Origin of the sequence: Streptomyces sp. NBC_01635, from assembly GCF_045209715.1 — a bacterium.
Taxonomy (GTDB): Bacteria; Actinomycetota; Actinomycetes; order Streptomycetales; family Streptomycetaceae; genus Streptomyces; species Streptomyces hirsutus.
The window spans coordinates 1,537,101-1,548,594 of the sequence record NZ_CP109277.1; the positions used below are offsets into that span (position 1 = coordinate 1,537,101).

An 11,494-nucleotide genomic window follows, 5' to 3' on the forward strand; every position below is an offset into this window, starting at 1 on the left:
TTCCCCCGTGAGGCCGGACGACGGCAGATGGCGCAATCGGAGCACGGGGCGCCCCGCCCTCTCCCCCCGTCCCGTGCTCCTCCCGCGGATGACCGGATCAGTCGTGTGCGACGACCGCGACCGGGGCCGCGGAGTGGTGCAGCACGGCGTGGGCGATCGGTCCGATGCGGATGCCGAACGGGTTGCGGCGGACGCGCCGCCCGACCACGACGAGCGAGGCCTCCCGGGACGCCTCGATGAGACGGATGGACGGGCTGCCGCCGAAGGACTCCTCCACGACGTCGACGTCCTCGAACTCCGCCCGCCAGGGACTGAGCGTCTTCGCGAGCGTCGCGGCCTGCTGGTCGGCGACCGCCCGGTACACCTCCGGGTCGGCCGGCAGTCCGTGGACGTAGTAGGGCGGCAGGTTCCAGCCGTGCAGGACGCGCAGTCCGGTCCCCCGCCGGGCGGCCTCGGCGAACGCGAAGCGGATCACCGCGTCGTCGGGCCGGTCGACGTCCACGCCGAGCAGGACCGGCCGGTAGCGGGTGGCGGCGGACGGGATGCCCGTGGGGTCCGGCTCGTGTTCGTCGGCGGCCTGTTCGCCGGCGCGGACCAGGACGACGGGCCGCTCGGCACGGGCCACGACGGCGAGGCCGACGGAGCCGACCAGGAATCCGGCGAAGCCGCTCAGTCCGCGAGAACCCAGCACGATCAGTTCGGCGTCCTCCGCGGCCTTGGCCAACACCTCGTGGGGCCGGCCGGTGACCTGTTCCGCGGTGACCTCGACCCCGGGGTGGCGCAGCCGCAGCCCGGCCGCGGCCTCCTCCGTCGTCGTCCCCCGGCCGTCGGCCGAAGACGCCCCCGCCGCGCCGCTCCCGTTCCGCTGCCGACCGGTCTCCGCGCCGAGGAACGGTGCCCGGGCGACCGGCTCCGGGAGGGGCTCCCGGACCTCTATCAGCCGGAGCGGCAGGCCGCGCAGCTTCGCCTCGCGGGCCGCCCACTCGGCCGCGGCCCGGCTCTCGGCGGAATCGTCGAGGCCGATGATAATGGTGCGGGGCATGCGTGTACCTCCTGCTGTCGGAACCGCCGTCAAATCCACGGCCGGATCCGCTGTCGGAACCGCTGTCGCGGCGAACCCCTTCAGTATCGGCGGTCCGGGCGGCCGGCCGGCATGGGCCACAGGTCCCCACCGGGCCGAAGATCCCGTCCGGGGTACGGAGTCGAGTCCGGGTGCCGACGGGCCCGCCCCGGCCCGAGCGCACCGGCGCCACCGGGAAGCGGGAAGGGGGACGGATGCCCTCGATCAGGGCCGTACGGCCCATGGCCCCGGCCGGGGTTCCGCAGGAGGCTGGAACCGCATCGACCCACCCGGCACACCGTGTCGGCAGTCCACCCGTCCCGTGAGGGAGGCCCGCAATGTTCGCTCCCCCGTCCCCCAGCATGCCGCACGCCCTGCTCGCCGAACATCGGGCGAAGCTCCTGGAGACCGCCCGGGAGGTGTCCTTCCCACAAGGGATTCGGCTGTTCGAGGAGGGGGGACACGCGGACCGGTTCTGGGTCCTCCGTACCGGCACCGTCGAGCTCGACATGCACGTCCCCGGCCGCCGGGCCGCCGTCATCGAGCGTCTCGGGCACAACGAACTCGTCGGCTGGTCCTGGCTGTACAGCCCGCACGTCTGGCATCTGGGCGCCGAGGCGGCGACCCCGGTACGGGCCTACGAGTTCGACGCCGCCGCGGTCCGCGCCCTGTGCGAGGACGAACCGGTCCTCGGACAGGACCTCGCCCGGTGGGTGGGCCGTGTGGTCGCCCACCGGCTGCACTCCGCCCGGATCCGGCTGCTGGACCTGTACGGGCCCTACGGGGCGGGCAGCGGCGTTTGAAGCGGACACCCGGGACCCGGAGCCCGGGACCCGGGTCCCGGTGCGGCGGGCCACCGCGGGCAGGTGTCAGCCGCCCGGTCGCAAGGTCCAGACGACCGTCATCTCGCCGGTCACGGCGCCGTCCTCGCGCCGGATCTCGATCGACACCGGGAACTCGGGACGCCGGCCCTCGTCCAGCTCGGCCACGACCTCGGCGGCCGGACGGCCCAGGGTCGCGGTGGCGGTGACGGGGCCCATCGCCAGTTTCCGGTAGGCGATCTCGGCGCGGACCGCGAGCGGCACGGCCCGTGCGAGCTGCTCCCCGAACGCGGCGAGCACGACGGCGCCGCTCGCCGACTCCCCCAGGGTGAACATCGCGCCGGCGTGCGGGCCGCCCACGTGGTTGTGATAGTCGCCCTGGTCCGGCAGGGACACCACGGCCCGTTCCGCAGTGGTCTCCAGGAACTCGAGGTTGAGGGTCCGGGCCATGGGCACCGTGGCGGCGAGCATCTCGCCGATGGTCATCCGATCGTGGCTCATGACTGCATGTTACTCACGAGTAGACGCCTCTGGCCAGGGATCGAAGCAGGCGACCGACCATGCGCCGGCGCGCCCTCGCGCCGCTCCCCGTACCGTGCGGCCGAAACCGGACCGGCACAGAGCGGCGAGGGAGGCGCGGCCGTCCGGGGGCCCGACGCGGCGCGGTCGTTCCGGGTTGTCTCCGGACCGCTTCCGGCTCCGGGTTGCTACGTCCCTGTCAACGGGCAGTGACCGAATCGTGTCACTGCCCGGGCTAGGGTGACTCACCATGTGGCCAGGAAACCAGCCGCCCGGGGGCGAGCAGAACCCGCAGTCGAACAACCCGTACCAGCAGCCGGGGTACCAACAGCCGAATCCGTACCAGCAGCCCGGCGTCCAGCAGCCGAACCCATACACGCAGCAGCCGCAGTGGGGGACGCCGGACACCGTGGGCATACCCCAGCCGCCGCAGGGCGGGGGCGGCGGGAAACAGACGAAGATCGTGGCCGTCGTGGCCGCGGCGGCCGTGGTCGTGACCGCCGGTGTCACCGGCTTCCTGGTGCTGGGCGGCGACAAGGACGACACCGCCGACAAGAAGGACGCGAAGCCGTCCGTGAGCGCGCCCGAGAAGCCCTCCACCGAGCCGAGCGCCTCCGGCTCCGGCTCCGGCTCCGGCTCCGGCGACAATCCGCGGGGCGGTGACGCCGAGAAGGCGACGGTTCCGGGCTGGCAGGTCGTCACGAACACGCGCTTCGGCACCAAGTTCGACGTCCCCGCCGACTGGGAGATCGAGAATCCCGGCACCAGCGTGGGCTTCGAATGGGAGGAGAAGGACGGTGAGCTGGACCGCACCACCGTCACCGCCCCCGCCTACCTGAAGTCCAAGTGGTGCACGAGCGACGACGACAAGGACGGCCGCGAGAACGACACCGCCCTCGTCACCGCCGGCACCCGGGGTGAGAACGGCGCCAAGACCACGGACCAGGCCGCGGAGACCCGTGTGCCGTGGTGGATCTACGGCGGTTACACGCAGCCCGACAAGAAGAGCGTGAAGACCGAGAAGCCGAAGGCGTACACGACCGCCTCGGGCATCAAGGGCAGCGTCGCCACGTCGTACTCGGAGAACACGCCCCAGAACGGCAAGTGCGACAGCGAGGGCAAGGCGATCACCTTCGGGTTCAAGAACGGTGCCGGGGACTTCGTCACCTGGAACCTGTACGGCGCCAAGGGCGTCAAGGACGAGATCCCGGAGGAGACCGTGCAGAAGATCCTCAGCACGGTACGCCTCACCGAGGAAGCACCGACCGAGTCTTAGCAGGCAGGAGAGAGCCGGGGGCTCCTCCGGCCGCTTCCACCCCTGGGCGGAGGGAAGCGGCCGGAGGAGCCCTCGGGGCATGGGGCGGCACATTTGGCAAGTCGGCCCCGCCCCGGCGATAGTCACGAGGTGCCGACCACCTTCTCCTCCTCACGTCGTCCCGCCTGGGCGGGCCGCAACTACACCCTGCTGACCGCGTCCGCCGTGGTGACGAGCCTGGGCAGTCACGGCGCGCTGATCGCCTCCGCGTTCGCGGTGCTGGGCGCGGGCGGTGACGGCGGCGACGTGGGCCTGGTGGCCGCCGCCCGCACCCTGCCGTTGGTGCTGTTCCTGCTGATCGGCGGCGCCGTCGCGGACCGGCTGCCGCGTCACCGTGTGATGGTCGCGGCCAATGTCCTCAACTGTGTCTCGCAGGCCGCGTTCGCGGCGCTGGTCCTGGCAGGCGAGGCCCAGCTGTGGCAGATGATGCTGCTCAGCGCGCTCGGCGGCGTCGGCCAGGCGTTCTTCGGGCCGGCCGCCGAGGGCATGCTGCTCTCCTCGGTCGAGGGCGAGCAGGCCGGCCGGGCGTTCGCGGTGTTCCGGATGGCGATGCAGGGCTCGACACTCGGCGGCGCCGCCCTCGGCGGCCTCATGATCGCGGCGATGGGGCCGGGCTGGGTCCTCGCGGCGGACGCGGCGGCCTTCGCGGTCGCGGCGGCGCTGCGGGCCTTCCTCGACATGAAGCACATACCGCCGCGCGCCCCGGGCGGCGGTCTGCTCTCCGACCTCCGCGACGGCTGGCGGGAGTTCTCCGGCCGGCCCTGGCTGTGGGGCATCGTCATCCAGTTCTCCATCGCCAACGCCGTGGTCGGCGCGGCCGACGCGGTCTACGGTCCGCTCGTCGCCCGGGACCATCTGGGCGGTGCGGCGCCCTGGGGTCTGGCCCTCGCCTTCTTCGGCGCGGGCACGGTGCTGGGCGCACTGCTGATGACCCGCTGGAAACCGCGCCGTCTGCTGTTCGTCGGCACCCTGTGCGTGTTTCCGCTGGCCCTGCCGTCCGCCGCGCTCGCCGTGCCGGTACCGGTGGCGGTCCTGTGCGCGGTGATGTGCGTGACCGGGCTGACCGTGGAGGTGTTCGGGGTCTCCTGGATGACGGCGCTTCACCAGGAGATCCCGGAGGAGAAGCTGTCCCGGGTGTCGGCCTACGACTGGTTCGGGTCCCTCGCCCTGGTGCCGGCCACGATGGCACTGGCGGGCCCCGCGGAGACCGTGTTCGGGCGCACGGAGGCGCTGTGGGGCTGCGCCGCGCTGGTCGTCGTGGTCACGGCGGCGGTGCTGTGCGTGCCGGACGTACGCAATCTGCAACGTCGGACGGTGCCCGTCACCGGGGCGGCCCCGGACGCCGGCGACAAGGGCTCAGCCGATGCCGAACGTCCCGTCGGGGGGCTCGGGTGACGGTACGGCGTCCGCGTCCCGCACCGGCCGCGCCCCGCCGGTGAAGTCCCGCAGGGCCGCACCGTGCTCGACGCGGGCGGGGAAGACGTCGGCGGCGGTGCGCCGGGCCAGGGCCGCGATGTCGAGAGGACGGTGCGCGGCGGCGAGGACGGCGTTGCCGAAACGGCGCCCGCGCAGCACTCCCGGCTCGGCGATCAGCACCAGCTCCTCGAACACCGTACCCAGGGTGGCCAGCTGGGAGCGCAGGAAGGCGAAGGGGGCCGCGTCGGCGAGGTTGCCGAGGTAGACGCCGTCGGCCCGCAGGACCCGGGCGGCCTCACGGGCGTAGGCGACGGAGGTCAGGTGCGCCGGGACGCGTGAGCCGCCGAAGACGTCGGCGACCAGGACGTCCGCAGAGGCGTCGGGGGCGGCCTCCAGCCAGGCGCGGGCGTCCGCCGCGTGCAGCGTGACGTCCGCCCCCTTCGGCAGCGGCAGCTGCTCGGCGACCAGGTCCAGCAGTTCCCGGTCGAACTCGACGACATCCTGTCGGGAGCCGGGGCGGGTCGCGGCCAGGTAGCGGGGCAGGGTGAGCGCGCCGCCGCCGAGGTGCAGCGCGTCCAGCGGGTGCCCCGGCTCGGCGAGGGTGTCCAGCACGTGCCCGAGCCGTCGGATGTACTCGAACTCCAGATGGGCCGGCTCGTCCAGGTCGACGTACGACTGCGGTGCCCCGTCGACCGTCAGCAGCCATGCCCGCTCCCGGTCGACGTCGGGCATCAGCTTCGCGGTGCCGTGACCGACGGCGCGGGTCACAGGGAGGGACTCGCTCACCGGAAATCAACCCAAAAGCACAGAATCGCCCCTATGGCCGGGTAGGCTGATTGTCGTGCGTCGCGAGAGCCGAGCACGCGCAACTCCTTTGTCCTGAAGGGCAACCGGGCGGGTTTCGTCCCGGCTGGTGCTGAGAGCGTCGGACTCGTTCGCTCGCTGAGCGAACGAGCGGCTTGAGCCAGGAATCCCCCTGCTTCGGCCGGGGGAGGGTTCAACGTCCCATTCAACGTCCCATTGTGCCGTCGTCGTGCGGTTGTCCGGCTGCGCCCGCGGGTGCCCACCCTATTTCCGGGGGGGGGCACCCGCGTGCGCTCAGCCGACCGCCGTCACCGTGCCGGCCCCGACGGTCCGTCCGCCCTCGCGGATCGCGAAGCCGAGCCCCGGCTCGAGCGGCATCGCGCGCCCCAGCTCCACGGTCACCGTGACCGTGTCGCCGGGCCGCGCGACCGCCGCCTCCCCGAGGTCGACGTCACCGACGACGTCCGCGGTGCGGAGGTAGAACTGCGGCCGGTAGCCGGTCGTCACCGGAGTCGTACGGCCGCCCTCGCGGGCCGACAGCACGTACACCCGCGCCGTGAAACTCCGGCTCGGCACCACACTGCCCGGCGCGGCCACCACGTGCCCGCGTCGCACCGCGTCCCGCGGCACCCCGCGCAGCAGGAGCGCCACGTTGTCCCCGGCCTGCGCCTCCTGCATCGGCTTGCCGAAGGTCTCCAGGCCGGTCACCACCGACTCCACCCCGGCACCGGGCACCTCGACGCGGTCGCCGGGACGGACCGTGCCGCGCTCCACCGCGCCGGTGACCACAGTGCCCCGGCCGGTGATGGTGAGCACGTTCTCCACCGGCAGCAGGAACGGCGCGTCCACGTACCGCTCGGGCAGGGGCACATAGGTGTCCACCGCGTCGAGCAGCGCATCGATCGACGCCTTCCAGCGTGGGTCGCCCTCCAGCGCCTTCAGCCCGGAGACCCGTACGACGGGCGCGGAGTCGCCGCCGTAGCCGTGCGCGGAGAGCAGCTCGCGGATCTCCAGCTCGACCAGGTCGGTCAGCTCCTCGTCGCCCGCGTCGGCCTTGTTGAGGGCGACGACGATGTGGTCGACGCCCACCTGCCGGGCGAGCAGCACGTGTTCGGCGGTCTGCGGCATGATCCCGTCGAGCGCGGAGACCACGAGGATCGCCCCGTCGAGCTGCGCGGCGCCGGTGACCATGTTCTTGACGTAGTCGGCGTGGCCGGGCATGTCGACGTGTGCGTAGTGCCGGGTGTCGGTCTCGTACTCGACGTGCGCGATGTTGATGGTGATGCCGCGCGCCGCCTCCTCGGGCGCCCGGTCGATGCGGTCGAACGGCACGAAGCCGGCGGATCCGCGCTCGGCGAGGACCTTGGTGATGGCGGCGGTCAGGGTGGTCTTGCCGTGGTCGACATGGCCCATCGTGCCGATGTTCAGATGCGGTTTGGTGCGGACGTACGCCGTCTTGGACATGGCGGTACCTCGAAGTTCTCTCGGTGAGGACGCGTGCTCGGCCCCGGCGCGGCCGGATGGGCGCGCGGCCGGGACGGGGACCCCGGGAAACCCGCCGACCCTCCCCCTGGGGGGTCCGCCGGACGATCCGGGGAGGGTCAGCTTCGGGCGCCGTCGACAGCGACTGCGGCTGCGGAAGCGACAGCAACAGCGGCTGCGGCTGCGGCTGCGGCTGCGAGAACTGCGAGGACACGGACGGCAGCCTTCGGGGCATCCGCGGTGGCGGATGCTGCGAGGAGGAAGGCTGCGGGCCGGAACATGTCGTCGATCCTGGCGGGCGCGGCGCCCGGCGTCGAATGGTTTTCCGCGGTACCCGGTCGGGCCCTCACACACGGCGTGTCGCGCCCTGGGGGTTCCGGCCGCTGTGGCACGTCTGAGACGCACACTACGGCGGCCGGTCACATTCGTCGGTTAGTGTCACCGAATGCTCGATGCCACCAACCGCTCTGGGGGCACCGCTACGGCCTCTCCCCGGGCCTCCGCCGCACAGCTCACCACCGCCGCCCTCGTCCCCGCGGCGACACCCGCGACGGCACTCACCACGGGTTTCGCCGCCCGCTGCGCCAGAGTCCTGCTGTCCCCCTGGTCGCGCCTGTCCCTGCTGGTCGTGCTGCTCGTCTCCGCGGCCTCGGCCATGCTGCTCCTGGAGCCGCAGAGACTGCTGACCGACGGCCTGCCGTCGCAACTCGGCGGTGCCGCGGCGGTCGTTGCGTACGCGGTGGCCTACGGGGTGTGCACGGTGGCGTTCGTCCCACGCCCGATCCTGAATCTCGCCGCGGGCGCGTTGTTCGGCAGTCAGTTGGGACTCGGCGCCGCTCTGGGCGGCACGGTGCTCGGTGCCGGGCTCGCGTTCTGCCTCGGGCGGGCGCTCGGCCAGGACGCGCTGCGTCCGCTGCTGCGAGGGCGCTGGCTGAAGGCGGCGGACCACCAGCTGAGCCGGCACGGATTCCGCTCGATGCTGGCGGCGCGGCTGTTCCCGGGGGTGCCGTTCGCCGCGTCGAACTACTGCGCCGCCGTCTCCCGGATGGGTCTGCTGCCGTTCCTGCTGGCGACGGGGCTCGGTTCGATCCCGAACACCGCCGCCTACGTCGTCGCCGGTGCCCGCGCCTCCACGCCGACGTCCCCGGCCTTCCTGATCGCGCTGGCCTGCATCACCGTGCCGGGTGTGGTGGGCGCGGTGGTGGCCTGGCGCAAGCGGCACCAGTTGCGGGCGCGGTGAGGCCGAGGCCGGGCCGACGACCGGCCCGGCCCCTGGCATCCGGCGTTCATCTTGGGGCGCTACCCTTCCGACTCGGCACGCCTGATCATCGATCACCGCACATGGCGTTTCGGCGTGCCCACGTCGTCCCCTCCCACGATCGGCACTTGGACACCGCTGCCTCATGTCTTGGTTTGAATCTCTCATCCTCGGACTCGTCCAAGGGCTGACCGAGTTCCTCCCCGTCTCCTCCAGCGCGCATCTGCGACTGACCGCGGCCTTCTCCGGCTGGGAGGACCCGGGCGCGGCCTTCACCGCGATCACCCAGATCGGCACGGAAGCCGCCGTGCTGATCTACTTCCGCAAGGACATCGCGCGGATCCTGTCGGCCTGGACGCGCTCGCTCACCAACAAGGAGCTGCGCCGGGACCCCGACGCCCGGATGGGCTGGCTCGTCATCGTCGGCTCGCTCCCGATCGGAGTCCTCGGCCTGACGCTGAAGGACCAGATCGAGGGGCCGTTCCGCGACCTGCGGCTCACCGCGGCGATGCTGATCGGCATGGGCATCGTCCTCGGTGTCGCCGACCGGCTGGCGGCGCGGGACGAGCAGGGCGGCCGGCACCGCTCGCCGAAGCAGCTCAAGTCGCTCGACAACCTGACCGTCAAGGACGGCCTGATCTACGGGTTCTGCCAGGCCCTGGCGCTCATCCCGGGTGTCTCCCGCTCCGGCGCGACCATCAGTGGCGGCCTGTTCATGGGGTACCGGCGCGAGGCAGCAGCCCGCTATTCCTTCCTGCTCGCGATTCCCGCCGTCCTCGCCTCCGGCCTCTTCGAGCTGAAGGACGCCACCGAGGGCGGCCACGTCGCCTGGGGTCCGACCGTCTTCGCGACGGTCGTGGCCTTCGTGGTCGGCTACGCGGTGATCGCGTGGTTCATGAAGTTCATCACCACCAAGAGCTTCATGCCGTTCGTCTGGTACCGCATCGCACTCGGCATCGTCATCCTCGTCCTGGTGACCATGGGCGTTCTCAGCCCGCACGCGGCGGAGTCGGCGAGCTGACCCGACGTCCAGGACCCGACGTCCAGGACCTGACATGCGTGACCCGGCGTCCGTACCCGGCCGTCCGCAGGGACGTGACCGAACCCATAGGTGACGGGTAGCCGTCCGGTAGCGCACTGTCAGTGCGTGGCCCTAGGCTGTTCGGTATGTCCCCCGATTGCATGCCCCCTGGTTCCGTGCGGTCGGCCGCAGAGGTCAACGAGCACATCCGAGCACTGTGGCTGCGCGCGGGCGGTTCCCTGTCGGCCCAGGAGCGCGCGGAGTACGAACTCCTGGTGGTCGAGTGGGCGGCGGCGATCCGCGGCCAGGTCGTCAAGGCGGCCTGAGCCCCCGCCGCCGCACCGGCTCCGTCCACGCCTCGGGACGGGCGCCCGCTCAGCGCCCGCCCGCCACCCGCAGCACCGCCCCCGTCGTGTACGAGGCGTCCGGCGACATCAGCCAGGCGACGGCCGCGGCGATCTCCTCCGGCTGCCCAGGCCGGCGCAGCGGCACCACGGCGCCGGCCTGGCGGGCCCGGTCGGGGGCGCCCATGGCGGCGTGCATCTCCGTGTCGATCACGCCCGGCGCGACCGCGTTGACACGGATGCCGACCGGGCCGAGTTCCTTGGCGAGTCCCACCGTGAGGGTGTCGACGGCGGCTTTGGTGGCCGCGTAGTGGACGTACTCGCCGGGACTGCCGAGAGTGGCGGCCCCCGACGAGATGTTCACGATCGTCCCCTCGCCCCGGGGCGTCATGAGCTGTGCGGCGCGGCGCGAGCACAGCAGTGTCCCCATGAGGTTGACGTCGACGACCCGGTGCAGGGTCGCGGTGTCGACATCGGTGAACCGCCCCAGCGGCCCGGTCACCGCCGCGTTGTTCACCAGACCCGTCACCGGCCCCAGTTCCCGCTCCGCCACATCGAACAGACGCTCCACATCCGCCTCGTCGGACGTGTCCCCCCGCACGGTGACGGCCCGTGCCCCGGCCGCACGCACCCCCTCCGCCACCCGCTCCGCCGCCGAGGCGTCCCGCACGTACCCCACCACCACGTCATGCCCCTCCCCCGCGAGCCGCAGGCAGACGGCGGCCCCGATCCCCCGGCCACCACCGGTCACCACCGTGACAAGCCTCTTCACACCGACCTCCGCACACCAGCCCGCCCCGACAACCGAAGATCCACAGCCTGGCACACGCCCGGCCGGGCGTGTGCCCACTGCCGGGCTGGGGGAAGCAGACATCCACGCCGGGTGAATAACTGCGCAGGGCTCTTGGTTCCGGGCCTGCGATGGCCAACACTGAGCCGATGACGCAGCGTGTGGAGCTTGCGACCGTGCGGGACAGGCTGGCCGTGGACGAGGTCGTCACCGAATACGCGGTGGCGGTCGACGACGGGGACTGGGAGACGTACCGAGGACTGTTCACGTCGGACGGACGGGCCGACTACCGCTCGGCCGGCGGCATCGAGGGCGATGCCGGGAAGGTGGCGGCCTGGCTCGCGGAGAGCCTGCGGGCGTTTCCGGTGCGGCAGCATCTGATCGTGAACCGGCGGGTGCGCTGGGGAGTCCGGGAACAGGACACCGGTGACACGGCCCGGGTGCAGGCGGACTACGTGAACCCGATGGGCGCGGCCGCCGGCGGGGACGGGCCGGCCGTGCCGGATTTCGTGTGCGGGGGGCGGTACTCGTTCGGGATGCTGCGCACGGACGAGGGCTGGCGGTTGAACGAGGTGATCGTGTGCGAGAAGTGGCGGCGCCTCCCCGCCCGGCCCGCGGCACCCGTGGTCCACTGAGCCGACGCGCCCTGTTCCGGATCTTGTCC

At 72.5% G+C, this 11,494-nt stretch carries 12 protein-coding genes; 7 read left to right on the forward strand and 5 right to left on the reverse strand.

What is annotated here, in order from left to right; translation table 11 throughout:
- Positions 1-97: 97 nt before the first annotated feature.
- Complete coding sequence (locus OHB56_RS07440) at positions 98-1,042, reverse strand: universal stress protein (protein ID WP_326751542.1); 945 nt, start codon at positions 1,040-1,042, stop codon at positions 98-100.
- A gap of 356 nt (positions 1,043-1,398) precedes the next feature.
- Between OHB56_RS07440 and OHB56_RS07445 the strand changes: the two genes are divergently transcribed.
- Positions 1,399-1,863: a cyclic nucleotide-binding domain-containing protein gene (locus tag OHB56_RS07445; RefSeq protein WP_326751543.1), complete on the forward strand. Its 465-nt coding sequence runs from the start codon at positions 1,399-1,401 to the stop codon at positions 1,861-1,863.
- A gap of 66 nt (positions 1,864-1,929) precedes the next feature.
- Here OHB56_RS07445 and OHB56_RS07450 read toward each other — a convergent pair whose 3' ends face one another.
- The gene (locus OHB56_RS07450; protein ID WP_055626543.1) at positions 1,930-2,367 is read right to left on the reverse strand and encodes a DUF4442 domain-containing protein; all 438 of its coding nucleotides are present in this window, start codon (positions 2,365-2,367) and stop codon (positions 1,930-1,932) included.
- A gap of 283 nt (positions 2,368-2,650) precedes the next feature.
- Between OHB56_RS07450 and OHB56_RS07455 the strand changes: the two genes are divergently transcribed.
- The gene (locus OHB56_RS07455) at positions 2,651-3,676 is read left to right on the forward strand and encodes a hypothetical protein (RefSeq protein WP_406352301.1); all 1,026 of its coding nucleotides are present in this window, start codon (positions 2,651-2,653) and stop codon (positions 3,674-3,676) included.
- A gap of 129 nt (positions 3,677-3,805) precedes the next feature.
- The gene (locus tag OHB56_RS07460; RefSeq protein WP_406352303.1) at positions 3,806-5,110 is read left to right on the forward strand and encodes an MFS transporter; all 1,305 of its coding nucleotides are present in this window, start codon (positions 3,806-3,808) and stop codon (positions 5,108-5,110) included.
- Here the strand turns inward: OHB56_RS07460 and OHB56_RS07465 are convergent.
- Positions 5,072-5,917, reverse strand: a complete 846-nt coding sequence (locus tag OHB56_RS07465; RefSeq protein ID WP_388441459.1) for a spermidine synthase — start codon at positions 5,915-5,917, stop codon at positions 5,072-5,074. The two genes, OHB56_RS07460 and OHB56_RS07465, sit on opposite strands and share 39 nt — an antisense overlap.
- A gap of 312 nt (positions 5,918-6,229) precedes the next feature.
- Complete coding sequence (tuf, locus tag OHB56_RS07470) at positions 6,230-7,399, reverse strand: elongation factor Tu (protein ID WP_326751547.1); 1,170 nt, start codon at positions 7,397-7,399, stop codon at positions 6,230-6,232.
- Positions 7,400-7,862: 463 nt separating this feature from the next.
- On the opposite strand from tuf, the gene OHB56_RS07475 reads away from it, so the two are divergent.
- The 3 genes from OHB56_RS07475 (at position 7,863) to OHB56_RS07485 (ending at position 10,022) form a co-directional block, all read left to right on the forward strand.
- Positions 7,863-8,657 carry a TVP38/TMEM64 family protein gene (locus OHB56_RS07475; protein WP_406352305.1) on the forward strand — a complete coding sequence of 265 codons (795 nt, stop codon included), beginning with the start codon at positions 7,863-7,865 and terminating at the stop codon, positions 8,655-8,657.
- Between the two features lie 163 nt (positions 8,658-8,820).
- A complete protein-coding gene (locus OHB56_RS07480) occupies positions 8,821-9,696 on the forward strand; it encodes an undecaprenyl-diphosphate phosphatase (RefSeq protein ID WP_326751549.1) in 876 nt (291 codons plus the stop codon).
- 146 nt (positions 9,697-9,842) lie between these two features.
- Positions 9,843-10,022, forward strand: coding sequence for a hypothetical protein (locus OHB56_RS07485; RefSeq protein WP_406352308.1), 180 nt, complete (start codon positions 9,843-9,845; stop codon positions 10,020-10,022).
- A gap of 49 nt (positions 10,023-10,071) precedes the next feature.
- Here the strand turns inward: OHB56_RS07485 and OHB56_RS07490 are convergent, their stop codons facing one another.
- Complete coding sequence (locus OHB56_RS07490; RefSeq protein WP_406352310.1) at positions 10,072-10,812, reverse strand: SDR family NAD(P)-dependent oxidoreductase; 741 nt, start codon at positions 10,810-10,812, stop codon at positions 10,072-10,074.
- 167 nt (positions 10,813-10,979) lie between these two features.
- Here OHB56_RS07490 and OHB56_RS07495 point away from each other — a divergent pair, with 167 nt between their 5' ends.
- The gene (locus tag OHB56_RS07495) at positions 10,980-11,465 is read left to right on the forward strand and encodes a nuclear transport factor 2 family protein (RefSeq protein WP_326751552.1); all 486 of its coding nucleotides are present in this window, start codon (positions 10,980-10,982) and stop codon (positions 11,463-11,465) included.
- The last annotated feature ends 29 nt before the right edge of the window (positions 11,466-11,494 follow it).

What these genes read in the sequence shown, in the direction of transcription:
- OHB56_RS07450 (WP_055626543.1), bottom strand. Translation starts at nt 2,367, where the DNA reads ATGACCATCGGCGAGATGCTCGCCGCCACGGTGCCCATGGCCCGGACC.
- OHB56_RS07445 (WP_326751543.1), top strand. Translation starts at nt 1,399, where the DNA reads ATGTTCGCTCCCCCGTCCCCCAGCATGCCGCACGCCCTGCTCGCCGAA.
- OHB56_RS07440 (WP_326751542.1), bottom strand. Translation starts at nt 1,042, where the DNA reads ATGCCCCGCACCATTATCATCGGCCTCGACGATTCCGCCGAGAGCCGG.
- OHB56_RS07485 (WP_406352308.1), top strand. Translation starts at nt 9,843, where the DNA reads ATGTCCCCCGATTGCATGCCCCCTGGTTCCGTGCGGTCGGCCGCAGAG.
- OHB56_RS07455 (WP_406352301.1), top strand. Translation starts at nt 2,651, where the DNA reads ATGTGGCCAGGAAACCAGCCGCCCGGGGGCGAGCAGAACCCGCAGTCG.
- OHB56_RS07495 (WP_326751552.1), top strand. Translation starts at nt 10,980, where the DNA reads ATGACGCAGCGTGTGGAGCTTGCGACCGTGCGGGACAGGCTGGCCGTG.
- tuf (WP_326751547.1), bottom strand. Translation starts at nt 7,399, where the DNA reads ATGTCCAAGACGGCGTACGTCCGCACCAAACCGCATCTGAACATCGGC.
- OHB56_RS07475 (WP_406352305.1), top strand. Translation starts at nt 7,863, where the DNA reads ATGCTCGATGCCACCAACCGCTCTGGGGGCACCGCTACGGCCTCTCCC.
- OHB56_RS07480 (WP_326751549.1), top strand. Translation starts at nt 8,821, where the DNA reads ATGTCTTGGTTTGAATCTCTCATCCTCGGACTCGTCCAAGGGCTGACC.